Source organism: Saccharothrix coeruleofusca (genome assembly GCF_014648515.1).
GTDB classification, from domain to species: Bacteria; Actinomycetota; Actinomycetes; order Mycobacteriales; family Pseudonocardiaceae; genus Actinosynnema; species Actinosynnema coeruleofuscum.
Genome location: NZ_BMRG01000013.1, coordinates 135,265 through 157,510 on the forward strand (window position 1 = coordinate 135,265; position 22,246 = coordinate 157,510).

Annotated in this window: 23 protein-coding genes; 16 read left to right on the forward strand and 7 right to left on the reverse strand. The window is 71.8% G+C overall.

All coding sequences use genetic code 11. From position 1 onward, the window contains the following. Positions 1 to 27 precede the first annotated feature (27 nt). From IEZ00_RS26425 to IEZ00_RS26440, 4 genes are all read left to right on the forward strand, one after another. On the forward strand, positions 28 to 618 hold the full coding sequence (locus IEZ00_RS26425; RefSeq protein WP_209616244.1) for a TetR/AcrR family transcriptional regulator: 591 nt from the start codon (positions 28 to 30) through the stop codon (positions 616 to 618). A gap of 94 nt (positions 619 to 712) precedes the next feature. Next, positions 713 to 1,573 carry an MBL fold metallo-hydrolase gene (locus IEZ00_RS26430; protein ID WP_189226033.1) on the forward strand — a complete coding sequence of 287 codons (861 nt, stop codon included), beginning with the start codon at positions 713 to 715 and terminating at the stop codon, positions 1,571 to 1,573. 84 nt (positions 1,574 to 1,657) lie between these two features. Continuing rightward, the gene (locus tag IEZ00_RS26435; protein WP_444544478.1) at positions 1,658 to 2,737 is read left to right on the forward strand and encodes an ATP-dependent DNA ligase; all 1,080 of its coding nucleotides are present in this window, start codon (positions 1,658 to 1,660) and stop codon (positions 2,735 to 2,737) included. A gap of 56 nt (positions 2,738 to 2,793) precedes the next feature. Then, positions 2,794 to 3,243, forward strand: a complete 450-nt coding sequence (locus IEZ00_RS26440; protein ID WP_189226035.1) for a hypothetical protein — start codon at positions 2,794 to 2,796, stop codon at positions 3,241 to 3,243. A gap of 22 nt (positions 3,244 to 3,265) precedes the next feature. Here IEZ00_RS26440 and IEZ00_RS26445 read toward each other — a convergent pair whose 3' ends face one another. Then, a complete protein-coding gene (locus IEZ00_RS26445) occupies positions 3,266 to 4,171 on the reverse strand; it encodes an EamA family transporter (protein WP_189226106.1) in 906 nt (301 codons plus the stop codon). A 98-nt stretch (positions 4,172 to 4,269) separates the two neighbouring features. On the opposite strand from IEZ00_RS26445, the gene IEZ00_RS26450 reads away from it, so the two are divergent. After that, the gene (locus IEZ00_RS26450) at positions 4,270 to 5,814 is read left to right on the forward strand and encodes an alpha/beta hydrolase (RefSeq protein ID WP_189226036.1); all 1,545 of its coding nucleotides are present in this window, start codon (positions 4,270 to 4,272) and stop codon (positions 5,812 to 5,814) included. A 285-nt stretch (positions 5,815 to 6,099) separates the two neighbouring features. On the opposite strand, the gene IEZ00_RS26455 is transcribed toward IEZ00_RS26450, so the two are convergent. The 4 genes from IEZ00_RS26455 to IEZ00_RS26470 form a co-directional block, all read right to left on the reverse strand. Continuing rightward, positions 6,100 to 6,783, reverse strand: coding sequence for a DUF6319 family protein (locus IEZ00_RS26455; RefSeq protein WP_189226037.1), 684 nt, complete (start codon positions 6,781 to 6,783; stop codon positions 6,100 to 6,102). A gap of 43 nt (positions 6,784 to 6,826) precedes the next feature. Further along, entirely contained in the window at positions 6,827 to 7,432 is a 606-nt protein-coding gene (locus IEZ00_RS26460; protein ID WP_189226038.1) for a DUF2238 domain-containing protein, read from the reverse strand. Positions 7,433 to 7,530: 98 nt separating this feature from the next. Beyond that, positions 7,531 to 10,338 (reverse strand): glycosyl hydrolase, encoded by a 2,808-nt coding sequence (locus IEZ00_RS26465; protein ID WP_189226039.1) that lies wholly within the window; start codon positions 10,336 to 10,338, stop codon positions 7,531 to 7,533. Between the two features lie 39 nt (positions 10,339 to 10,377). Continuing rightward, positions 10,378 to 10,584 (reverse strand): DUF8847 domain-containing protein, encoded by a 207-nt coding sequence (locus IEZ00_RS26470; protein ID WP_189226040.1) that lies wholly within the window; start codon positions 10,582 to 10,584, stop codon positions 10,378 to 10,380. A gap of 634 nt (positions 10,585 to 11,218) precedes the next feature. Here IEZ00_RS26470 and IEZ00_RS26475 point away from each other — a divergent pair. Continuing rightward, the gene (locus IEZ00_RS26475) at positions 11,219 to 12,082 is read left to right on the forward strand and encodes a hypothetical protein (protein ID WP_189226041.1); all 864 of its coding nucleotides are present in this window, start codon (positions 11,219 to 11,221) and stop codon (positions 12,080 to 12,082) included. Position 12,083: 1 nt separating this feature from the next. Here the strand turns inward: IEZ00_RS26475 and ligD are convergent, their stop codons facing one another. Next, the gene (gene ligD / locus IEZ00_RS26480; protein WP_189226042.1) at positions 12,084 to 13,082 is read right to left on the reverse strand and encodes a non-homologous end-joining DNA ligase; all 999 of its coding nucleotides are present in this window, start codon (positions 13,080 to 13,082) and stop codon (positions 12,084 to 12,086) included. Positions 13,083 to 13,242: 160 nt separating this feature from the next. Between ligD and IEZ00_RS26485 the strand changes: the two genes are divergently transcribed. From IEZ00_RS26485 to IEZ00_RS26515, 7 genes are all read left to right on the forward strand, one after another. Then, complete coding sequence (locus IEZ00_RS26485; RefSeq protein ID WP_189226043.1) at positions 13,243 to 14,088, forward strand: helix-turn-helix domain-containing protein; 846 nt, start codon at positions 13,243 to 13,245, stop codon at positions 14,086 to 14,088. Then, positions 14,085 to 14,279: a DUF397 domain-containing protein gene (locus IEZ00_RS26490; RefSeq protein ID WP_189226044.1), complete on the forward strand. Its 195-nt coding sequence runs from the start codon at positions 14,085 to 14,087 to the stop codon at positions 14,277 to 14,279. Before IEZ00_RS26485 ends, IEZ00_RS26490 begins: the two co-directional genes overlap by 4 nt. Positions 14,280 to 14,425: 146 nt before the next feature. Further along, positions 14,426 to 14,977, forward strand: coding sequence for a DUF3558 family protein (locus IEZ00_RS26495; RefSeq protein ID WP_189226045.1), 552 nt, complete (start codon positions 14,426 to 14,428; stop codon positions 14,975 to 14,977). A 189-nt stretch (positions 14,978 to 15,166) separates the two neighbouring features. Beyond that, positions 15,167 to 15,625 carry a hypothetical protein gene (locus IEZ00_RS26500; RefSeq protein WP_189226046.1) on the forward strand — a complete coding sequence of 153 codons (459 nt, stop codon included), beginning with the start codon at positions 15,167 to 15,169 and terminating at the stop codon, positions 15,623 to 15,625. 16 nt (positions 15,626 to 15,641) lie between these two features. Continuing rightward, positions 15,642 to 16,208, forward strand: coding sequence for a DUF3558 domain-containing protein (locus tag IEZ00_RS26505; protein WP_189226047.1), 567 nt, complete (start codon positions 15,642 to 15,644; stop codon positions 16,206 to 16,208). 26 nt (positions 16,209 to 16,234) lie between these two features. Continuing rightward, positions 16,235 to 17,554, forward strand: coding sequence for a hypothetical protein (locus IEZ00_RS26510; RefSeq protein WP_189226048.1), 1,320 nt, complete (start codon positions 16,235 to 16,237; stop codon positions 17,552 to 17,554). Further along, the gene (locus tag IEZ00_RS26515; RefSeq protein ID WP_189226049.1) at positions 17,551 to 18,282 is read left to right on the forward strand and encodes an ESX secretion-associated protein EspG; all 732 of its coding nucleotides are present in this window, start codon (positions 17,551 to 17,553) and stop codon (positions 18,280 to 18,282) included. Before IEZ00_RS26510 ends, IEZ00_RS26515 begins: the two co-directional genes overlap by 4 nt. Here the strand turns inward: IEZ00_RS26515 and IEZ00_RS26520 are convergent. After that, positions 18,251 to 18,859 (reverse strand): TetR/AcrR family transcriptional regulator C-terminal domain-containing protein, encoded by a 609-nt coding sequence (locus tag IEZ00_RS26520; protein WP_189226050.1) that lies wholly within the window; start codon positions 18,857 to 18,859, stop codon positions 18,251 to 18,253. The genes IEZ00_RS26515 and IEZ00_RS26520 overlap by 32 nt on opposite strands. A gap of 76 nt (positions 18,860 to 18,935) precedes the next feature. Here IEZ00_RS26520 and IEZ00_RS26525 point away from each other — a divergent pair, with 76 nt between their 5' ends. The 3 genes from IEZ00_RS26525 to IEZ00_RS26535 all read left to right on the forward strand — a co-directional run bounded on the left by IEZ00_RS26525 (position 18,936) and on the right by IEZ00_RS26535 (position 22,244). Further along, complete coding sequence (locus IEZ00_RS26525) at positions 18,936 to 20,087, forward strand: acyl-CoA dehydrogenase family protein (RefSeq protein WP_189226051.1); 1,152 nt, start codon at positions 18,936 to 18,938, stop codon at positions 20,085 to 20,087. A 12-nt stretch (positions 20,088 to 20,099) separates the two neighbouring features. Beyond that, positions 20,100 to 21,269 carry an acyl-CoA dehydrogenase family protein gene (locus tag IEZ00_RS26530; RefSeq protein ID WP_189226052.1) on the forward strand — a complete coding sequence of 390 codons (1,170 nt, stop codon included), beginning with the start codon at positions 20,100 to 20,102 and terminating at the stop codon, positions 21,267 to 21,269. A gap of 114 nt (positions 21,270 to 21,383) precedes the next feature. Continuing rightward, complete coding sequence (locus tag IEZ00_RS26535) at positions 21,384 to 22,244, forward strand: alpha/beta fold hydrolase (protein WP_189226053.1); 861 nt, start codon at positions 21,384 to 21,386, stop codon at positions 22,242 to 22,244. Positions 22,245 to 22,246 lie beyond the last annotated feature (2 nt).

Consider the following 22,246-nt stretch of genomic DNA (forward strand, 5'->3'; position numbering starts at 1 on the left):
TCTTGACCTGCAGGTCAAGAACAGGGCATGCTCGTCCCCATGGGCCGCCCCAAGGAGTTCGACCCCGAGCGCGCCGTCGCGGAGGCGATGGAGGTCTTCTGGACGCAGGGGTACGGCGCGACCTCACCCCAGCAGTTGGCCGACCGGCTGCGCATCGGCAAGGGCAGCCTCTACAACGCTTTCGGGGGCAAGCGCCAGCTGTTCGACCTCGCCCTGCGCCACTACCTCGATCTCCGCGTCGAGGGCCTGGCGCACTGGCTGGAAGGAACGGCGCCGGTCAAGGACCGACTGCGCGAGGCACTGCTGTTCCTGCTGAGCAGCGACCCCGACACCCTCGATCGCCGCGGCTGCCTGGCGATCAACAGCGCCGTCGAGCTGGGCCGCCTGGACGAGGCCGTGGCCACGCAGGTCCGAGGTTTGTTCGACCGGGTGGAGGGCGTCTTCGCATCGCTTGTCGCCCGAGGCCAGCGCGAGGGCGACATCCGCGGCGACGTCGACGCGAAGGCGCTGGCGAGCGTGCTGCTCAACACCGCCACCGGGCTCCTCGTCCTGTCGCGCCTGGAACCCGGACCCGACCGCCTGACCCGGGTCGTCGACACGACGCTGGCGCTGCTCTGACACGACGGCCCACCGCTCGCCTTCGCGCCCGCCCACATTTTGTACCCGCAGGTCAAGAATCTGTTCCGGCTCACACCACCCCTGGAGAAACGTCATGGGCACCACCCTGACCATGAGCACCTTCGACGCACCGGCCCGGCCGCTGAACATCCCGCTGCCCATCGACCCGCCCGAGGGTGGCTGGACCTGGCCGCCGACGTCGGTGACGCTGATCGCGGGCGAGGACGACGCCGTCCTGATCGACACCCTGCCCACCGTCGAGGACTCCGCCGAGCTGGCCGACTGGATCGAGGCGAGCGGCAAGCGGCTCACGCACGTCTTCATCACCCACGCCCACGTCGACCACTACCTCGGCACCGCCGCGCTCAAGGCCAGGTTCCCCGGCGTCAAGGTCGTCTCGACCGCTGCCACCGCCCGCTTCATCGCCGAGGAGCAGAAGACCAGGCGGGACACCACGGCCTACGCCGCGATCTTCGCCGACGACATCGTCGGGGAAATCGTCATCCCCGAGGCGCTGCCCGCCGACGGCCGCATCGACCTGGAGGGCCACGACATCATCGGCGTCCCGACGGGCCAGTCCGACCTGAGCGAGTCCTCCTACGCCTGGGTGCCCGAGCTGTCCGCCGCCGTCGTCGGCGACATCGCCTACAACGACGTGCACGTCCCCCTGTTCGAGAGCAGCTCCGAGGCCCGCAGGGGCTGGATCGCCACCCTGCGGGAGATCCAGAGCCGCGCCCCGCAGGTCGTCGTCGCGTCCCACCGCAAGACCGACGCCGTCAACGACGCGGGCTCGCTGGCCAAGACCATCGAGTACGTCGAGCTCGGCGACGAGCTGCTCAGCGCCGACCCGCGCCCGAGCCTGGCCGAGTTCGTCGCCAGGGTGGTCGAAGCCGACCCGAGCCGCGCCAACGTCACGACGCTGATCTACAGCGGCGCCGTCCAGGGCCTCCGGTAGCACCGCGACCGGGCCGCGCCGATCCGGGACCGCGCCGGTCCGTGGGCGCGGCGGTTGCTGCGCGGCAGCCCTCGACCAGGCAGGATGTCCCCCGTGGCGCTCCCGTTGACCCCTCCCGTGCAGCCGATGCTGGCCAACGCCGTCGACGCGATCCCGACCGGCGGCGACCTGGTCTTCGAGCCGAAGTGGGACGGCTACCGCTGCCTGGTGTTCCGCGACGGCGACGAGGTGGTCCTGCAGTCGCGCAGCGGCAAGCCGCTCAACCGGTACTTCCCCGAGGCCGAGGCGGCGCTGCGGCGCGGGCTGCCCGACCGGGTCGTGGTGGACGGCGAGCTGGTCGTGGCCAAGGACGACAAGCTGGACTTCGACGCGCTGTCCGAGCGCATCCACCCGGCGGCCAGTCGGATCGCGCTGCTGTCGCGGACCACCCCGGCCGGTTTCGTGGCGTTCGACCTGCTCGCGCTCGGTGACCGGCTGCTGCTGGAGGAGCCGACGCACCGGCGCCGCCGGGTGCTGGAGGACCTGATCACGCCGGGTGACTCGGTGTACCTGACCCCGTCGACGGCGGACCCGGAACTGGCCCGGCAGTGGTTCGAGCTGTTCGAGGGCGCGGGCCTGGACGGGGTGATCGGCAAGCCGGACGGCCCGTACGTGCCCGGCAAGCGCGTGATGGTCAAGGTCAAGCACGCCCGCACCGCCGAGTGCGTGGTGGCCGGGCTGCGCTGGCACAAGGACACCGAGCCCGGCACCGCGGTCGGGTCGCTGCTGCTGGGCCTGCACGACGCCCAGGGGGTGCTGCACCACGTGGGCGTGGTCGGCTCGTTCAAGGCCGCCGAGCGGCGCGAGCTGGCACGGGAGCTGAGCGGTCTGATCACCTCCGGCGAGCACCCGTGGGTCGGGCACGAGGACGGGCGCAGGCTGCCCGGCGAGATCAACCGGTGGCGCGGCAAGCACGCGGACTGGGTGCCGCTGCGCCCCGAGCGGGTGATCGAGATCGCCTACACCCAGACCGAGGGCGCGGCGCCCGCGCGGCTGCGGCACAACGGGCAGTTCCGCAGGTGGCGCCCGGACCGCGAGCCCGCCTCGTGCGGCTACGACCAGTTGGAGCAGCCCGCGCGCTACGACGTGGAGTCGGTGCTGCGCGGAGAGGTCCGGCCCGCCTAGCGGCTCCGGGTGCGAACCCGCCGCACCCGGAGCCCCGGCGGTGCCAGGATGGTGGCATGGTCGACGTGGACGGGTTGATCGCCGAGCTGGACCAGCGGATGCTGCGCGACTGCGGGCGGCTGTCGATGTGGCGCGTGGTGCACCGGACCACCGGCGTGGTCTACACGGTCGTGCTGATCCTGGTGCCCGCCCTGCTGGCCGCCGGTTTCGCCTCGTCGGAGACCCGGCTGGGCAAGGCGCTGCTGCTGGTCGCGGCCGTGGTGGGCGGGTTGAACGTGACGTTCAAGCCGTACCTGCACAGCCGCAAGCGGCGCAGCGACGTCAACACCATGCGCAGGCTGCGCGACGAGTTCCGCGGCGAGGTGGCCAGGGCGTCGGACCCGGCCGCGGTGTACGACAAGTACTCGGCCGCCTACGCCGCGGTGTTCGAGGCGCGCGGGATGGACCTGCTCGACGGCCAGCTCAGCACCGAGGACGCCGCGCGCCGGGAGCAGCCCGCGGCGTGACCACCGCGCACGACCTCCGGGACTACACCTCCGGGCGCGCGCTCCTGGTGGCACCCACCGACGCCAGGACCACGCAGCCGATCGCGACCCACTGCGCGGGCCGCAGCGCCTCGTGCAGGACGATCAGCCCGACGAGCGCGGCGACCGCCGGCTCCAGGCTCATGAGGATGCCGAACACGCGCGGCGGGATGCGGCGCAGCGCCTCCAGCTCCAGCGAGTACGGGATCACCGAGGACAGCAGCGCCACGGCCGCGCCCGCGATCAGCACCACCGGGTCCAGCAGCGCGGCGCCGGCCTCGGCGACGCCGAAGGGCAGGGCCAGCAGCGAGCCGAACACCAGTCCCAGCGCCAACCCGCGACCATCGGAGGTGCGGCTGCCCATCGCGGTCGCCAGCAGGATGTAGCCCGCCCAGCACACCGCCGCCACCAGCGCGAACGCCACACCCACCCAGGACAGCCCGCCGTCGGCCCTGGTCAGCAGCAGCACGCCCACCGCGGCCAGCAGCGCCCACAGCCCGTCGACCCAGCGCCGGGACCCCAGCACGGCGACCGCCAGCGGGCCGAGGAACTCGATGGTCACCGCCGCGCCCAGCGGGATGCGCTCGATGGCCTGGTAGAAGGTCAGGTTCATGGCGCCCAGGACCAGCCCGTAGCTCGCCACGACCAGCAGCGTGCGGCGGTCCAGCCGCAGCGACGGGCGCCACACCGCCAGCAGCACCACCGCCCCCAGCACCAGCCGCAGGGTGACCGTGCCCGCCGCACCCACCAGGGTGAACAGCTGCTTGGCCACGGCCGCGCCGATCTGCACGCTCACCACGCCCAGCAGCACCAGCGCGGGTGGGGGGATCGCGCCGAACGCCCTGGCCGCGAGGGCCAGCGGCCCCGTCTCGGACAACCTCCGCCTGGGAACCCGCTCCACGTGCACCATGACCACGTCCCCATCCTCCCCCAGCCTGCTCACCGAAGTCTCACTTGGACTGTGTGAGGCTCTGCGGTACCCGAGACGGAAGAGGCAGGGGGACGACTGTGCCGCGTCGGCGTCACGCCGCCTTGTTGCTGGTGGCCCTCAGCGCGCTGGCCGCGTGCAGCGCGGGCCCCTCGACGCGCCCGGTGATCGCCGTGCGCGGCGGTGACCAGGAGCAGTCGCAGGCCGCGGCCCCCACCGGGCCGCGCGAGGTCCCACCGCTGGAGGAGTACCGCTCGACCGGCCTGTCGTGGTCACCGTGCACCGAGGCCACGCGCCTGAGGATGGGCGGCACGGCCCCGCAGGGCGACCAGGAGTACGAGTGCGCGCGGCTGACCGCGCGGCTGGACGCGCCGAGCAGGCCCGGCCGGGGCAGCCTGGGGCTGGCCGTGCTGCGGGTGGGCAGCGGCACCAGCGCGCTGGTCGTGGTCGGCGACCCGGACGGCGAGCCGGGCACGCTCAAGGCCGCACGGCTGGCGGCGAGCCTGCCGCCGCAGGTGCTCAGCACGTTCACCCTGATCGGCATCGACCGGCGCGGCACCGGCAAGTCCGACGGGGTGCGGTGCGTGCCGGACGCGGCGCGCACCGGCATCCTGGAGGCCGACCCGGCCGACGAGTCCCAGGAGGACCTGCTGGAGTCGCTCGGGCGGGCCAGCCAGGAGTGCGTGCTGGACCTGGAGAACCGGCTCAAGGCGGTCGACTCCTGGCGCACGGCGGCGGACCTGGAGCAGCTGCGCGAGGCGCTGGGCACCGCGCACCTCAACGCCATCGGCATCGGTGACGGCTCCAAGGTGCTCACCCTCTACGCGAGCCGCTTCCCCGACCGCGTCGGCCGGATGGTCTTCGACGGCGCGCCGGACCCGACGCTGGACGTGATGGGCGTGGCCGAGGGCCAGGCGGTCGCCGCGGAGCAGGCGCTCAAGGCGTTCGGCGAGGACTGCGCGGTGCGCCGCTGCCCGCTGGGCGCGGACGCGGGCCAGCGGTTCGCCGCGCTGCTGGACCGGTTGCGCGCCGCCCCGATCCGGGGGCTGGACTTCGACCTGACGCCGGGCACCGCCACCCAGGCGGTGCTGATCGGCCTGGCCGACCGCTCCCGCTGGCCCGCGCTGGCCGACGCGCTGGTGGCGGCGGAGTCCGGCGACGCCGGACCGCTGAACGCGTTCGTCGCGCCCCTGGTGCTGGAGCAGGACGAGAGCCCGCCGCGGCTGGACGCGGACCTGATCACCACCTGCAACGACACGACGACCCGCGTGCCGCCGGAGCGGGTGGCGGGGCTGACCTCGGACTGGCGGGAGAAGCACCCGGTGTTCGGCGCCTGGTACGCGCGCGAGCTGCTGCGGTGCGGCCCGTTCCCGGTGCCGCAGGTGCCGAAGCCGCCGCAGCTGACCGGGGCGCCCCCGATCGTCGTGGTGAGCACCGCCGCCGACCCGGTGACCCCGCAGGCGGGCACCGAGCGCGCCGCGCAGGCGCTGCCCGCGGGCGTGGTGGTCGGCTGGCAGGGCGGCGGTCACGGCGCGCTCGGCCAGTCGTCCTGCGCGACCGGGTTGGCGCAGGAGTTCCTGGTCAACGCCAAGGTGCCCACCCACGGCACGCTCTGCCCCCCGTGACGCGCGTCGGCCCCGTGAGCGCTGAAGCGCTCACGGGGCCGACGCAGCCAGGGTCAACAGCTGGAACAGCACCCGCATCCAGGGCCTGTGCAGCCGCCGCAGCAACCGCAACTACCGGCCTGGGGCTGTTCCACCGTCTCGATCTCCACCGACATCTCGGCCTCCCCGTGCTCGTGCGGACATCCAGAAGGTATTTCCCCCCTCACCGTCGGACCTACCGCCGGGCGTGGGAAGCCCCCTCACTCGATCGCGACACCGCAATCAACTGGATGTAGCACCGCGCGTTCACGCGGTCAGCTCATCGAGCGCCCGCTGCGCCGCCTCCAGCTCCGCGCGCAACTGCTCGACCCGCGCCAGGTGGCGCTCCCGCGCGGCGCTGAGCACCGCCTCCACCGCTTCGGCCACCTCGGGCAGCAGGTGCTTGGCCGCCTGGGCCACCGCGGCCGCCTGGACCGGCGCGTTGCGCAGCGTGCGCTTGCTGCCGGTCTGCACGTCCACGGTCCACTCGCCCTCCGCCGTGGAGGTCAGCGTCACCGTCACCTCGGCGGGCTTGGCCTGCTTGCGCGCCGGGCGGGCGGGGGCCGGGGCCTGCGCGGGCGCCGCAGCGGGAGCGGGCTTCGGCTTGGTCACCACCGGCTTGGGCTCCGGGGTGTAGATGTGCTCGATCGGAGCGGGCTCGGCGGGCGCCGGAGCGGGCGGGGGCGCGGGGGTCCGCTTGCGCGGCGCGGGCTTCTCCAGCGTCAGCTCCGCCGGGGAGAAGGACAGCTCGTCCTTGGCCCCGGTCGGGCGCACCTGGATGAAGTCGCCCTCGGCGGGCTCGGTGAAGGCGAGCACCTTCGCCGAGCGCCCGGCCTCCACGCCCACCGCCGCGGCGGTGAACCACACCGCGGGTTGGCGGCCCGCGGCCAGCTCCTCGCGCAGGTGGTCCAGGTCCTGGGGGGACAACGAGTTCTGCTTGGCCTTGGCCATCGGGCACCTCCACGACTGCGCACACGGTCGCGTGCAGCTTGCCCTATGGCACCGACAACCCGGCCAGCTGCCGGTCGTGCACACGAGCCCACACCCACTGTGCGACCAACGAGCCGGTCAGCGCAAGCAGCATGTCCCAGTGGGTGTCCCACACATCTCCTTGCGTGCCAAGGAAGTCAGTCGCTGCCTCGCCGCCGATGAGCGCGCCCGCCCACTCGACGAACTCGTAGCACGCGCTGATCGCCAGGCAGGTGGCCGAGACGAGGGTGAACGTCCACCCGCCCGGTCGCAGCGGGGTGCGGCGCAGCAGGACCTCGCGCACCACCACCGCCGGGACGAAGCCCTGCACGAAGTGCGCGAACCTGTCGTAGTGGTTGCGGTCGGTCCACGGCAGCTCGCCCAGCGGCACCTCGGCGTAGGTGTAGTGCGCGCCCAGCGCGAGCACCAGGGCGTGGCCGAAGAGCAGCCAGTGCGCCAGCCTGGTCAGCGGGAACCGGCGGCGCGTCCACACCAGCAGCGGCAGCCCGATGAGGATGGGGGCGACCTCCAGCAGCCACGTCGGGTAGCTCTTGGGCCGGATGGCCGACGCCGCCACCGCGACGACGACCAGTGCGACCAGTGCGCGCGTTTCGACAGTCCTGCGCTCCATCGGTCGATCATGCCCGTTCCCGCCGCGCGACACCATGATCCACAAAGGACACGAGGGGCGGGAGGGCAACGCCCTCCCGCCCCTCGCGCTCCGGTCGGCTACTGGAAGGTGATCCAGTTGACGTTCACGAAGTCGGCGGGCTGGCCGCTGGTGAACGTCAGGTACACGTCGTGCTTGCCGGTGAGGCCGGAGATGTTGGCGGGCACCGTCCGCCAGCTCTGCCAGCCGCCGGTGTTACCGATGGCGAAGGAGCCGACCGGGGTGGCCGTGGGGCTGCCGAGGCGGACCTCCACCAGACCGCTCACGCCGCCGGCCGCGCCGCTGGCGACCCGCGCGACGAACTGCGTGCCGGTGCGCGTGCCGAAGTCGACCCCCCGGTACAGCGCCCAGTTGCCGTTGTTGATGGCGGCGATGTTCTGGCCGCCGCCGGTGTCCGAGGTGCCCTCCACGATGAGCCCGTTCTGCTGGTCGAACGACTCGGCCTGGATGGTGCCGAAGGCGTTGCGGCTGACCGGCGGAGCGGTGGTCGTCGTGGTCGTGGTGGTGGTGGTGGTAGTAGTAGTCGTGGTGGTCGTGGGGTTGACCCCGCCGGTGCCACCGTCGACCCCGGAGCCTGCCGGGCCGCGCCATGCGGTCGACGAGGCGGGCACGGACAGGGTCTGCCCGTCGGAGAACGTCACCGTGGTCGCCGCCGTGCCGGGGTTGTAGGCGACGTAGGTGCGGGCGCCGTTCTTGTTCAGCACCGCGTGGGTCGGCACGTTCGCCGTCACCGACACGTCCGGCGTGCCGAACGCGCTGAGCGAGGTGATCCAGTGGTGGGCGTGGGCGCGCGAGTCCCCGTCCTCCGGGGCCAGTCCGCCGCCGTAGTTGGCCAGCGCCTGCGCGGGGTCGGCCAGCGCGAGGAACTGGGTGATGATGTCCTTCCACTCGACCTCGGTGCCGCCGTTGGCCGCGCGCAGCTCGTTGACGTTGCCGATGATGTCGTTCTTCCACGCCGCGTGGTACAGCGAGCCGCCGGTGATCGGCAGCATGTTGATGCCGTGGATCTCCTCGGGGTTCGCGGTCCACCACGTGCCGTAGGTGCCGCCCGCGCCCCAGACGATGCCCAGGGTGTCGTGGCCGTAGGAGGCCGGGAACACCGCGTTGTCCTTGTCGAACCAGTACTGCCCGATCGCCTCTTCCTGCGTGGTGTGCAGGTAGATGCCCGCGTCGCGCAGGGCGGTGTCACCGGTCGCCTGGCCGAACAGCACCGCGGCGGTGGCGAACATCATCGCCTCGGACGAGGACTCCTCGTTGTTGCCGTGCGCGAAGCCCGCGTGCCCGGAGGCCCAGCCGTGGCCCGCGTAGGCGTCGAAGTGGCGCAGGAACGGGAAGCGCGTCTCGCCGCGGTCGTAGTTGTTGGCGTCCTTGACCAGCAGCTTGATCATGCCGCCGTAGCGGGAGTCGGAGGCCCACGCCGGGTCGTGCTGGGCGACCACCGAGGCGGCCAGCACGTAGTAGCCGTAGTGGAAGTGGTGGTCGTTGAGCTCGGCGTCGGTGCCGTAGCCCGACTTGTAGCCGATCAGCGTGCCCCACGTCGCGTCGTAGGCGAAGTGCCGCTCGGTCTCGCCGGGGGAGGCGGTGAGCCAGTCGGTGAGGCGGTCGCGCACCATGCCGATCAGCCGGTCGCGGCCCGCGGTGTAGCCGATCTGGTTGGCCACGCGGGCCAGCGCGGCCAGCCGCCACAACGCCTTGCCGGTCCAGTAGGTGTCGCTGGCGCCCTTCCACGGGTCGGCCGCGTTGAGCTCCTGGTCGATCTCCGCGCGCAGCCGGTTCTTGTCCGCGGACGGGGACAGCGGCAGGGCCGGCAGCACACCGTTGAAGGTGCTGCGGGTGGTGAAGGACGCGCCCTCGCGCAGCCGCATCTCACCGCGCGGCGAGGTGTAGCGGTAGGCGGTCGTGGTGTCGGTGGAGTTGAGCCACTGGTGCCGGTACAGCGCCTGGAGCGTGCCGGTCTGCGTGCCCTGCTTCGCCGTGGTCGTCGCCGTGTAGGTGGCGGTCATCCGGGCGCTGGCGGAGTCGTAGCTCCAGCTGACCTTCGTGTCGGTGACGAAGGAGAAGGCGTAGCGCTGGAACAGCGACAGCGCGTCGCGGGAGGGCAGCACGGCCACCGAGAAGAAGCCCGCCGGGGAGGTGGCCTCCGCCGTGCCGACCAGCGACCAGGCGGCGGGCGAGAACAGCGCGTAGTCCACGCCGTTGACCGTCACGCCCAGCGTGCCGCCGTTGTTGCTCCACACCGAGGTGGGACCGTTGAACGCGACCCGCGCGTTGCCACCGGTGGCCTCGGCGTAGACGTACGGGGACCCGTGACCGATGGTCGTGCGCAGGGTGCGCGACCCGTCGGTCCACAGCGGACTGACCGTCCAGTCCGACCACCCGTCGACCTGCGTGCGCGGCGCGTTCAGGCCGCTGACGCCGACGAACAGGTCGTCGCGGTGCATGAACTCGTAGTACCGGCCGTCCGGCGTGATGTTCGGCGACGTCGGGTAGCCCACGCCCAGGCCCTGGGCGGCGGCGTGGAACGTCAGCGGGTGGGCGTACATGTTCTCGGAGTACGGGTTGGCCGGGTAGCGCTGGAACACCAGCGAGGACCACCAGTCGTTGGTGGGCACCGGCTTCCCGGCCATCCGCGCGGTCACCTTGGGGGTGAGCGCGGCGCCGTTGCCGTCCGAGGGGCCGACCGTCCCGGCGGGTCGGGAGGCGGCGTAGCTGCCCGCTCCGACGGTGACCGCGTTGGCCGAGCCGGGCAGGGCGAAGGGGACCGCGGCGGCGGCCACGATGGCGACAGCCAGTGCCGCGAGGCGGGGGCGGATCGAGCGCACAGGGACCTCCAGCCAGGGCGCTCTCGACTGTGAGAGCGCTCTCACGGCGTGAACGGTAAACCGAGCTTTGCTCGATGTCTACGCTCAGCCCTCGGCTTCGACCACGCGCAGGTGGTACTCGCAGCCGTACTCCACCGCGTACCTCAGGTCGTAGTGGTGCACGATCTTGGGACCTTCGTGCAGGTGGACATGGGTGAGCGTCGTCTTCGGCTCCTCCTGGGGACGGTCGAAGGAGTCGACCCGCCCGTCCAGCGGGCCGCCGACGAAGCGCACCACGTAAGCGTGCGTCATCCTCCGACCTCCCTCTCCCGACGTCACCACCCATGGTACGAGAGGCCCAGCGTGGTTGCCCCGAGCTGCGGAAACTACTAGCCGGTCGGAGCAGCACCGAACCAACCCGGACGAGCACGGACCACGACGTCCCGCCAGTCGACGCACCTACTCGTCGTCCCATTCCCGCATGTTCCGCGTGACCTCCAAGCCAGGCATACACGATCGAAGTAACGCGACCGATCAGGCGCGGCCGGTCGATAGGCCATCTGGCACACTGTCGCCGCCCGGCTTGACTGTCCGCAATGGACTGGCAGTCACCTCGGGTTAACGTTCAGCGACAGCAATGGGCTCTTCACGATGAGAACAGCCCTCGCATTCACGGAGGACGCATGATCCGGGTTTCAGGTGGAGAGCACGTCGGCGGCGAGAGCGGCGACAAGTAACCTTCTCAATGCGCTCGCCGTATCCGCAGAAAAGCGGATCGACTATTCCACGTCACGCACCCAAGACATGGGTTTCATGCGTTTCCCGTATGACCGGAACGCACGGTCGACATTGTCCGCCCGCCCGACCCCTGTTTCAGTGACGGATCCGGCGCCGTTCCGCCGCACGGAGATCCCGTCGCGGACCGGCGCCGGTCAGGGAGAACGGGATGCCGCGCAGATTCACGTCCTACCTCGATGCCCAGCTCGCCGACGCGACGGTCAGCGGCCTGCTCAGCGCGACGCTCGGCATCCTGGGATTCGGCAGTGTCCTCAGCGCCGCCTTCGGATCCACGGCGGTGAAGGCCGCCGGTCTGGTCATCGGCGTGCTGCACGTGGTCGTCCTCCTCGCCGTCGCCCTCGGCACCCAACGCGCCCTGCGGCGTGACAACAGCTGGCTGAGAGAACTGCTCACCCACTACACCAACATGATCTACAGCGATTCCGACCCGTTGTGGCGAGTCGACCGATGGGTCGAGCACGTGCACGTCCAGGACAACGGTGACGCGACCGTGTCCATCACGGTGTGCGCCCTGGCGGAGGCCGACGAACTCCACTTCTTCCGCGTCCGGCTCGGATCGTTCTGGAAGCAATCCTGGCAGTCACGTCGGAAGGTGGACATCGAAGTCAGCGCGGTGGACGAGGACGACCAGGACGGCCCGCGCTGGAAGCACACGGACAACTGGCTGCCCGACGGCCGCCTGGAAGTCCTCGTCCACTTCCAGGACTCCCTTCCCAAGAAGGGTGATGCGGTCCGGCTCAAGCTGCACCTCGAGTGGCCTGGCAAGGTCGCGCCCCTCATGCGCGGTGAACCGGACGAGTTCGTCGTCCGCTTCGGGCAGCCGCTGGCCCACCTGGAGTACCGGGTGTCCCTGCCCGCCTGCACGCGCGTCCGGCACTGGCCCATCGGATGCCGAAAGGCGGACGACTTCGCGCTGAAGCTGTCGACCGAGGGCAAGCGGACAGTCATCGCACTGACCGCCGAGGACATCGACGCCGACCGGCGCGTCGGGATGCGGCTGGACCTGAGGTGACTCACTCCACCTTGCGCGCCTTCGACGGCTGCACGCGCATCGGCTCGCCGGGCATTTTGGGGTAGTCCGGCGGGTACGGCATCTCCCCGCGCTCGTCCTTGGCGTACCACTCCAGCAGCGCCTCGATCCCGAACGCCTCCGAGTCCAGCGCGGCGTGCGGGTTCCCGTGCTCTTCCAAGTACTGCGGCACGGTGAAGACGTCGAAGTCATCCGGGTCCACAGTGGACAGCAGGTCCCACGTCACCGGCGTGGAGACAGTGGCCCGAGCAGTGCCTCGCACCGACCACGCCGAGGCGATCGTGCGATCGCGGGCGGCCTGGTTGAAGTCCAGGAACACCTTCTCACCGCGCTCCTCCTTCCACCACGACGTGGTGGCCAACGATGGGGCCCGGCGCTCCACCTCGCGCGCCAGGGCGATGACCGCGTGCCGCACGTCGATGAAGTCCCACTCCGGTCGGATGCGCACCGCCACGTGCACACCCCGACCGCCGGAAGTCTTGGGATAACCGGTCATGCCCAGCTCGTCGAGGACTTCGCGCAGCACCTGCGCGACCCGCACCGCGTCGGCGAAGCCGGTGCCCGGCTGCGGGTCCAGGTCCACGCGCAGCTCGTCGGGGTGGTCGGTGTCGGGCCTGCGCACCGGCCACGGGTGGAAGTCGAAGGTGCCCAGGTTCGCCGCCCACGCCAGGACGGCGGGCTCGGTCGGGCACACCTCGTCCGCGGGCCTGCCGGAGGGGAACTTCACGCGGGCCGTCTCGACCCACTCGGGAGCGCCCTTGGGCAGGCGCTTCTGGTAGAACGGCTCGCCCTCCACACCGTCGACGTACCGCTTCAACGTCGTGGGGCGGTCGCGCAGCACACCTAGCAGGGGCTCCGCGACGGCCAGGTAGTACTCCACGACCTGCCGCTTGGTGATCCCCCGCGACGGGAAGTAGACCTTGTCCGGGTTGGACACCCGCACCACGCGCTCGCCTACGGTCAGTTCCAGAGCCTGGGCCACTCCGGGAGCCTAACCCCACCGGCCAGGCCGGCGACGCGATTCGCGCCGAGGCGGCAGATGAGCCCGATCGGTTTGTCCACCCGCGCAAGGCGTCCCACCGCCGGGTGATCGATCGGATGGCGCGCTGTCGCCGGAGGGCCGCCCTCGCCAGCATCTGCGCATGAACCCGACCGTGAGGGCGGAAGAACTCGGCGCGGAGCTGCGCGCGCTGCGCAAGGCCAACGGGCTGAGCCTGGAGGAGGCGGGCGAGCGGATCTCCGCGTCGGCCGCCAAGGTCAGCCGGATCGAGACCGGCAAGTGCGGCGGCTCGTCCGAGGACGTGGCCGCGCTGCTCGCGGTGTACCGGTGCGTCGGGTCGAAGCGGGCGGAACTGCTGGACCTGGCGCGCGGGGTCGACCGGCTCGGCTGGTGGCAGCGCGCCAAGCCGGACTTCGCGCACCGCCAGCGCACGCTGATCAACCTGGAGGCCAGGGCCGACCTGATCGTCAGCTTCGAAGGGATGAACGTGCCGGGATTGCTGCAAACCGGCGAGTACACACGCGCGCTGATGACGGAATGCGGCATGGTCCCGTTGGCCGAGATCGAAGGGCGGATGGTAACGAGGATGCAGCGGCACGCCGTGTTGCTGAAGCCCGACGCACCGCAGTTGATCGCCTTCATCAATGAACTGGTGCTCCACCAGGTGATCGGTGGCATCGATGTGCTGCGGCGACAGTTGGGACACCTCCTGGAAGCCGCACGGAAGCCGAACATCACTCTCCGCGTCTTGCCGAACGTCGGCACCCACCCTGGCGTCAACGGCGGCTTCGAACTCGTCCGACGCACCAGTGGTCACAAGGTGGTGTTCCTGGAGAACCTGACCTCCAGCCTCTTCCTCGAAGAGCCGAGCGAGATCAAGACGTACGAGACAGCCATCCGGGTGCTGGGCGAGCGCGCCCTGAGTTCGCAAGAATCAATGCTGGCAATCGCTGAAGTGGCACGCAAGCTGGAGGTAGACGCAGGATGACCAGGCAGCAGGACTGGCGCAAGAGCAGCTACAGCGGAAGTCAGGAGAATTGCGTCGAGGTGGCGATGACCACCGCTCAGGTCGGGGTCCGCGACTCCAAGCACCCCGCCGCAGGCGAACTCTCCTTCCCGCCCGCGACCTTCACCGCATTCTTGCGGAAAGTTCACCTGATCGGACGTGGAGAGCAATAGCGCGCCACATCCCCGCGCAATCACCGATACAGTCCCCGGCTGACTCGAACTCGACCGCTGGCGTCGACCAGTGCACGTGCCGGGACAATTCGACGGTGGCGTACAGCGGCCGGACGCCGACTCTCCCGATGGGACGACACACGTTCATGAACCACGCGCTCGTCCGCGTCCTGACCGGCTGCGCCGCCGGACTCGCCTTGACTTCCACTGCCTGCTCCGGTGGGCCGAGCACGGCAACGCCCCCTCCCAGCACCGGCGCGGCCGTTGGCGGTGCCAGCACCAGGCCGGACACCGATGCCCTGGTGGGCGTCAAGCCCTGCGACTTGCTGACAGGCGCCGAAGCCGAGTCGCTCGGACTCGGCGCTTCCGGAGAAGCCGATGAGGTCGGCAGCGCCGACACCTGCCTCTGGAGCGCGACCGGCAAGGGCGGGGTGACCGTCGGAGTCCGCCCCGAGCAGGGGTTCGACGACCTGGACTACACGGGCGATCCGACCACACCAGTCGAGTTGGGCAAGTTCGACGGGGTCCGGGTCGAAGCGCCCAACGGCGGCAAAGGCACTTGCCACGTCGTGATCGATGTGGCCGACTCCGCCAGTGTGCAGATCGCCGCGCACCTCAGGGCGACTTCCACCGACACCGCGGCAGCGTGCGAACGGGCTGTCGAAGCCGCCGAGTTGGTAGCGGCCAAGTTGCCCTGATCACCACCTCGCGATGCGCAGTGGAATTCCATTCGGATTGGACAAGTGGGCGAACTGCTCTTCGCTCGCCGCTTTACTACGGACAGTTCGCCCAATCGGCTATAGATAGCGGTTTTCCGCCAAATCCCCGCCGCCAGGCCGATACAGTCCCCGGCTGACCACAGAGCGCAACCGGGGGAGGTTCGTACTGTGAGTGCCGATGCGGGCTCGACGAGCGATGTCGGCCAGTACGCGATGGAGCAGTACCGGGAGCAACAACAAGGTGGCGGGGGCTTCGCCGGTCTGCTCACCCTGGGCGTGGGTCAGGTCGTCGCCGCCGCCAAGGCGTTGGCCGCCGCGACCGAGGCCCAAGCCCTGTCGGTGGACCCGCACGTGGTGGACGCGATGCTCAAGAAGCTCACCGACATGCAGGACGCCTTGGACCAGGCCGTCGGACGGGCTCACGTGCTCAGCGCCAACACCCCGCTGGGCGGCGGGTACGCCGAGGAGATCGGCCGGGTCAACAGACAGCTCGGGGAGCAGGCGATCACCGGGGTCATCCCCGACATGGTCGCCGCCATCGAAGACCTCAAGACCCAGATCGAGAAGAGCCGGGCCTCCTACCAGAACGTCGACGAGGCCAAGGGCAAGACCTTCGACAACCTGTGACGGGACGACGCACCCCATGAACCCCACACTCGCCCGCATCCCGGTCGTCTGCGTCGCCGGGCTCGCACTGCTGGCCACCGCCTGCACCAGTGAGGAGGTGGGCACTCCCACCGCGGGCGCGGGTGCCAGCACCTCGAACAGCAGCCGCACCTCGAACAGCGGCACCGCCGAGCGGGGTAGCGCGCTGGCCGACGTGCGGCCCTGCGACCTGCTCACCGGCAACGAGGTCACCAGCCTCGGCCTCACCAACCCCGGCGAGTCCGACAACATCGGCGGCACCGACTCCTGCCAGTGGAGCGTGAGCGGCAACGGCGGGCTCATCGTCGGGGTCCGCCCCGAAGCGGGCTTGGACGACATCAGTTACGACCGGGACAAGGCGATCTCGGCCACCGTCGGCAAGTACGAGGCGGTCAAGGTGGAAGCACCTCGCGGTTCCAGGAGTTCCTGCGAAGTCCTCATCCCGGTCTCCGACTCCGCATCCGTCCAAGTCGTGGGGAACTTGAAGTCCACCTCCACCGACACCGCGGCGGCGTGCGAGCGGACCACCAAGGCCGCCGAGCTGATAGCGCCCAAGCTGCCCTGACCGGCGCATGTCCCGAGGGGGATGACATGACCTACGAGCGACCGGTGGCGCCCACGCCCACCGCCAACTACCCCGCGCACGAGCACGCGGAGATGCAGCGGCAGGTCAACGAGAAGTTCGACCCGGCGGTGGCGGGGCAGATCGCCGACGAGTGGAAGGCCATCGGGGCCACGTTCACCGAGTTGGCGGTGGACTTCACCGTCATCGTCAACGGGTCGCAGGCGGGGTGGACGGGGAGCGCGGCGGAGGGGGCCCGCGCCGCGCTGGCCAAGGTCGGCGAGTTCAGCGACACGACCGGCGACCACTTCACCGCCACCGGGGCGGCGCTGCAGGCGCAGACCGACGTCGCCGCCGAGGCGAAGGCGCGGATGCCGGAACCGGTCGAGTTCGACCCCGGCCGGATGTTCCTGGAGGGGATGGGTGGCGGCATCGTCGGCATCGCCGCGCTGCCGGTGACCATGCCGCTGCGGTGGGCGCAGTCGGAGAGCGCCAAGGCGCAGGCCGTCCAGGTGATGCGGGACCGGGACGAGGGGATGCGGGCGGCGGTGGGCTCGATGCCGGGGTTCACCGAGATCCCGGTGGTGACGCAGGACCAGGGTGTGGCGACCTCCTCCACGCAGACCTCGTCGGTGAGCACCGCCACGATCAACGACCGCGTCGGTCCCACGGGTGTCGCCGACAGCGCCCGCGACAGTGCCCGCGACGCCGACGGTGCCCGCGACACCACGCGCGCGTCGTGGACTCCGCCACCGGCGGTCACGCCGCCGCCTCCCGGCACACCACCGCCCGGCACGCCGCCGACGGCTCCCCCGACTCCGGGGCCGTCCACGCTGCCGCAGGGCTGGGTTCCCGGACCTTCCGGTGGCGGCAGGCCGCCTGCGGACGGGCGATTAGTGCCGGGACCAGGACCGGTGCCAGGGCCGGGATCGGTGCCGCCGGGCAGCAGGCCGCTGCCGCCCGGTGCGCGGCAGGGGTCGGGTCCGGGCGGCGGTTCCGCCGGGCGGGGCGCGGGCGGTGCCGGTGCGGCCGGAGCGGGACGCGGCGGGGTTCCGGGTGGTCTCCCCGGTGGCGCGAAGGGCGGGGTTCCCGGCACGAGCAGTGGCGTCGCGCCCGGACGCGGGCCTAGCACGGGCTTCGGCCCGACGGGCGCCGGGCAGCCCGGCGGTGGCGCGGCGGCCGGGCAGGCGGCGGCTCGCGGGGGCGCGCCCGTGGCGGGCGCGGGCGTCGGGGCAGGCCAGGGCCAGGGCGAGGAGGACCAGGAGCACAAGGCGAAGTACCTGATCCCCACCGACGAGTACTTCGACGACGACCGGCTCGTCGCCCCGCCGACGATCGGTGGCGAATGAACGCCGCGATCACGCTGTCCCTGCCCGAGTTCGACGTGCTGTGGGAGGACCTGCGGGCCGGGGCGGTGCCCTACCCGTTCGGCATCGCCCAGCACGGGCTCACGCTGGACGAGCGCGCCCGGATCAGGGCCGACGTGCACGCGGGGCTGGAACGCCGCGGGCTGGTCCGCCGGGGCGGCCCGGAGCCGGAGCTGGCGAACGCGCTGCGCCTGCTGGCCGAACCGGAGGTCCGGATCACCGTCATGGGGATGCCGGACGCCGCCACCGAGGAGCTGCTGCGCGCGCTGGTGGCGGCGCGCGGCGGGGACGCGGTGCTGGCCGTGCAGCGGGGCGACGTCGTGCGGCTGGAGCCGCTGCGCGACGTGAGCCTGGCCGCCGCCGCGGTGAGCGTGCTGCCCAGGCAGCGGCCGGGGCCGGGCAGGCCGGTCACGGTGCCCGCGTCCGCGCTCGGGCCGAGGGCTCCCCGTGAGGGGTTCGCGCGGCCGGTGCGCGGCAGCGCCGACGACGACGTCCGGGCGCTGCTGGCGATGCTGGCGGGGCCGATCACCGGCACCGGGCACTTCTCGGTCACCGTCGAGGGGCGGCCCCCGGCCGCCCCGGTGAGCTGGATCGACACCCCGCGCGGCCGGTACGCGGGCACCGGCCGGGAGTGGCTGACCGTCGCCCCGGCCGACCACGACGGGCTGGCCAGGCGGATCAGCCAGGCGCTCGCGCCGACAGGCCGGTGATCAGCGCCTCCAGCGCCAGCTCGAAGCTGTCGTGGTCCAGTTCCCGCGCCACGGCGGGCAGCAGGTGGGCCTTGTCCAGGTTGGGGTACCGGTCGCCGTACTCCCGCGCGTCCCACCCGCTGGAGAACGAGTTCAGCGCCGAGCCGAACACCAGGTACATCAGCGCCGCCGCGATCATGGTGGCCTCGCGCCGCGACCAGCCCGCGGCGACCAGGCCGCCGTGCACGGTGTCGAGCCTGCGCAGGGACGCTTCGCGGTGAGCCGGGCCGTAGGCCAGGAAGGGCACGATGTTGGGGTGCGCCGCCAGCGCCGCGCGGTAGGAGCGGGCCGTGCTGCGCAGGCCGTGCCGCCAGTCGCCGCGGACGAACCCGCTGACGTCCACCTCCGCCAGTATCTCGCCCGCGACCTCGTGCAGCAGGTCTTCCTTGGTGCTCACGTGCCCGTAGAGGGAGGCGGCCTGGACGCCCAGCTCGGCGGCGAGCTTGCGCATGGACAGGCCGTCCAGGCCGTCCCGGTCGATGATGTCCAGTGCGGCGGTCCGGATGCGCGCGGCGCTCAGGATCGGACTCCTCGGCATGGCGCTCCCCTTGCCCGTGGTCGGCTCCGCGCCTACGTTAGATAACCTAACACTGTTCGTTCAGGAGGTCGGCCGGGTGGATCTGCGCGTTCCGGAGGAACACCGGCAACTGGTGGACCTGGCCAGGCGGTTCACCCGCGAGCGGATCGTCCCGCACGCCGCGCGCTGGGACCGCGACGAGGCGATCGACCGCGACCTGGTGCCCGCGCTGGGCGAGGTGGGCTTCCTCGGCCTGGGCGTGCCCGAGGCCGACGGCGGCTCCGGTGGGGACAACCTGGCGTACTGCCTGGTCCTGGAGGAGATCGCGGCGGGCGACTCGGCCGTGCGCGGGATCATCTCCGTCTCCCTCGGCCTGGTCGGCAAGACCATCGCCGCGCACGGCACCGCCGAGCAGAGGGCGCGGTGGCTGCCTCGGTTGTGCTCCGGCCAGGCGCTGGGCTGCTTCGGGCTGACCGAGCCGGGCACCGGCTCCGACGCCGGGTCGCTGGCCACCTCGGCCGAGCGCGACGGTGACGACTGGCTGATCACCGGGCGCAAGGTGTTCATCACCAACGGGACGTGGGCCGACGTGGCGCTGGTCTTCGCCCGCACCGGTGGCCCCGGCCCGCGCGGCATCACCGCGTTCCTGGTGCCCACCGACTCCCCCGGCTTCCAGGCCAGCGAGATCCGCGGCAAGCTCGGGATGCGCGGCCAGGCCACCGCCGAACTGGTCCTCGACCGCGTGCGGGTGCCCGACAGCGCCCGGCTGGGCGAGCCGGGGCAGGGCTTCAAGCTGGCCATGGCCGCGCTGGACCGGGGCCGGATGTCGGTGGCCGCCGGCTGCGTGGGGGCCGCGCGGGGCGCGCTGGAGGCGAGCATCGCCTACGCCAAGCAGCGCGAGCAGTTCGGCAAGCCCATCGCCGGGTTCCAGCTGGTGCAGGAGCTGCTGGCGGACATGGCCGTGGAGACCGACGCCGCCCGCCTGCTCACCTGGCGCTGCGCCGACCTGGCCGACCGGGGCGAGCCGTTCGGCACCGAGGCGTCCATGGCCAAGCTCTACGCCAGCGAGGCCGCGGTCCGGGTGGCCAACAACGCCATCCAGGTCTTCGGCGGGTACGGCTACGTCGACGAGTACCCGGTCGGCAAGTACCTGCGCGACACCCGCGTCACCACCCTCTACGAGGGCACCAGCCAGATCCAGAAGTTGCTCATCGGCCGGGCGCTGACCGGCGTCAACGCGTTCGCGTAGAGAGGCACGCCAATGGACTTCACGCTCGACGAGGAGCAGCGGGAGATCCGCGACTGGGTGCGCACCTTCGTGCGCCGGGAGCTGCTGCCGCTGGAGCCGGAGGTGCTGCGCCGCGAGCGCGCCAACCAGCCGGGCCTGACCCGCGACGAGCTCAAGCAGCTGCAGGACAAGGCCAAGGCGGCCGGGTTCTTCGGCGTGCTGACGCCGCAGGAGTACGGCGGCATGGGCTTGGGCGCGCTGATGGCCGCGCTGCTGGAGGCGGAGCTGGGCCGCACCTTCGTGCCGTTCCGGTTCGGCGGCTACGCCGACAACATCCTCTACCACGCCAACGAGGAGCAGAAGCAGCGCTACCTGCTGCCCACCATCTCCGGCGAGCGCACCTCCTGCTTCGCGATCACCGAGCCCGGCGCGGGGTCGGACGCCAAGGCGATCCGCACCTCCGCCCGCAAGGAGGGCGCGGAGTGGGTGATCAACGGCGAGAAGACGTTCATCACCCAGGGCAACGAGGCCGACTTCGCGATGGTGTTCGCGGTGACCGACAAGGACCGGGGCGCCGACGGCGGCGTCACCTGCTTCCTGGTCGACCGCGAGATGGGCTGGCGGTCCGAGCCCATCCCGACGATGGGCCAGTGGGGGCCCGCCGCGCTGGTGTTCGACGAGGTGCGGGTGCCCGAGCAGAACGTGCTGGGCGAGGTCGGCCACGGCTTCACGCTGGCCATGCAGTGGATCGGCCAGGGCCGCTACCTGCTGCCCGCCCGCGCGCTGGGCTCGTGCGAGCGGCTGGTGGAGATGGCCATCGAGCAGGCGCGCAACCGGGTCACCTTCGGCAAGCCCATCGCCGAGTACCAGGCGATCCAGTGGATGCTGGCGGACTCGGCGGTGGAGATCGAGGCGCTGCGCTGGCTGGTGCTGCACGCCGCGTGGCTGGTCGACCAGGGCGCGGACTCGCGGCACGCGCAGTCCATGGCCAAGCTGTACGGCGGGGTCAAGGCCAACGAGATCGTCGACCGGGTGCTGCAGATCCACGGCGGCATGGGCTACACCCGCGAGCTGCCGATCGAGCGCTGGTACCGGGAGCTGCGGCTGCTGCGCATCTACGAGGGGACCGACGAGATCCAGCGGCGGACCATCGCCCGCAACCTCATCAAGGGCCACGCGAAGGTCACCGGATCGCTGGGCTGACCCGGCTCTCACCCGTTCGGGTAACGGTGCACTGAAGGAGGTAAGGCTGGCACCCGCCGGAGGTCGGGTGCGCACCGCAGGGACTCTCCGCGTTCGGATCAGCACTATGGGTGCATGTCATCCCGATCCGCGCTCTTCGAGGCCGACCTGACGCGACTGCGCATCCGCACCGGGGCGGGCACCTTCGACGCGGTCGCCGCCGGTCCGGCGACCGGCCGCAAGGTGCTGCTGCTGCACGGCGCCTCGGAGTGCGCAACCGAGTGGTGCCACCAGCTGCGCGCGCTGGCCGCGCACGGCTACCGCGCGGTCGCGCCCGACCTGCGCGGCTACTCCCCCGGCGTGCGCCCCCGGCTGGTGGACGGCTACCGGCTGGGGCACGCCGCGCGGGACGTGGCGGAGATCGCCGACGAGCTGGGCTGGCGGCGGTTCGACCTGGTCGGCCACGACTGGGGGGCGAGCGCGGCGTGGATCGCCGCGGCCCGCTGCCCGCTGCGCGTGCGCACGCTGACCGCGGTGTCCGCGCCGCACCCCGGCGCGTTCGCGCACGCCTTGCGCACCGACCCCGGCCAGTGGCGCCGGTGGGCGTACCTGGACCACCTGCGCGCACCGGGGGCCGAGCGCGAACTGCTGGCGCACGGCGCGGCCAGGTTGCGCGCGGGGTGGCCGGAGTCCATCCCGCACGAGCGGGTGACCCACTACGTGCGCAGGCTCAGCGAGCCGGGCGCGCTCACCGCCGCGCTGAACTGGTACCGGGCCAACGACTTCACCGAGTCCTACCAGCCGGTGCCGGTGCCGACGCGGTTCCTGTGGGGTGAGGACGACGGCGTGGTGAGCCCGGAGACGGCGCGGAGCACGGCCGACTGGGTGACCGGCCCGTACCGGTTCGAGGCGCTGGCGGGCGTGGGCCGCTTCGTGCCGGAGGAGGCCGAGGAGGCGACCACCGCGCACCTGCTGGACCACCTGGCCGCGCACTGAAC

What these genes read in the sequence shown, in the direction of transcription:
- IEZ00_RS26425 (WP_209616244.1), top strand. Translation starts at nt 28, where the DNA reads ATGCTCGTCCCCATGGGCCGCCCCAAGGAGTTCGACCCCGAGCGCGCC.
- IEZ00_RS26430 (WP_189226033.1), top strand. Translation starts at nt 713, where the DNA reads ATGGGCACCACCCTGACCATGAGCACCTTCGACGCACCGGCCCGGCCG.
- IEZ00_RS26435 (WP_444544478.1), top strand. Translation starts at nt 1,658, where the DNA reads ATGTCCCCCGTGGCGCTCCCGTTGACCCCTCCCGTGCAGCCGATGCTG.
- IEZ00_RS26440 (WP_189226035.1), top strand. Translation starts at nt 2,794, where the DNA reads ATGGTCGACGTGGACGGGTTGATCGCCGAGCTGGACCAGCGGATGCTG.
- IEZ00_RS26445 (WP_189226106.1), bottom strand. Translation starts at nt 4,171, where the DNA reads ATGGTGCACGTGGAGCGGGTTCCCAGGCGGAGGTTGTCCGAGACGGGG.
- IEZ00_RS26455 (WP_189226037.1), bottom strand. Translation starts at nt 6,783, where the DNA reads ATGGCCAAGGCCAAGCAGAACTCGTTGTCCCCCCAGGACCTGGACCAC.
- IEZ00_RS26460 (WP_189226038.1), bottom strand. Translation starts at nt 7,432, where the DNA reads ATGGAGCGCAGGACTGTCGAAACGCGCGCACTGGTCGCACTGGTCGTC.
- IEZ00_RS26470 (WP_189226040.1), bottom strand. Translation starts at nt 10,584, where the DNA reads ATGACGCACGCTTACGTGGTGCGCTTCGTCGGCGGCCCGCTGGACGGG.
- IEZ00_RS26475 (WP_189226041.1), top strand. Translation starts at nt 11,219, where the DNA reads ATGCCGCGCAGATTCACGTCCTACCTCGATGCCCAGCTCGCCGACGCG.
- IEZ00_RS26485 (WP_189226043.1), top strand. Translation starts at nt 13,243, where the DNA reads ATGAACCCGACCGTGAGGGCGGAAGAACTCGGCGCGGAGCTGCGCGCG.
- IEZ00_RS26490 (WP_189226044.1), top strand. Translation starts at nt 14,085, where the DNA reads ATGACCAGGCAGCAGGACTGGCGCAAGAGCAGCTACAGCGGAAGTCAG.
- IEZ00_RS26495 (WP_189226045.1), top strand. Translation starts at nt 14,426, where the DNA reads ATGAACCACGCGCTCGTCCGCGTCCTGACCGGCTGCGCCGCCGGACTC.
- IEZ00_RS26505 (WP_189226047.1), top strand. Translation starts at nt 15,642, where the DNA reads ATGAACCCCACACTCGCCCGCATCCCGGTCGTCTGCGTCGCCGGGCTC.
- IEZ00_RS26510 (WP_189226048.1), top strand. Translation starts at nt 16,235, where the DNA reads ATGACCTACGAGCGACCGGTGGCGCCCACGCCCACCGCCAACTACCCC.
- IEZ00_RS26515 (WP_189226049.1), top strand. Translation starts at nt 17,551, where the DNA reads ATGAACGCCGCGATCACGCTGTCCCTGCCCGAGTTCGACGTGCTGTGG.
- IEZ00_RS26520 (WP_189226050.1), bottom strand. Translation starts at nt 18,859, where the DNA reads ATGCCGAGGAGTCCGATCCTGAGCGCCGCGCGCATCCGGACCGCCGCA.
- IEZ00_RS26530 (WP_189226052.1), top strand. Translation starts at nt 20,100, where the DNA reads ATGGACTTCACGCTCGACGAGGAGCAGCGGGAGATCCGCGACTGGGTG.
- IEZ00_RS26535 (WP_189226053.1), top strand. Translation starts at nt 21,384, where the DNA reads ATGTCATCCCGATCCGCGCTCTTCGAGGCCGACCTGACGCGACTGCGC.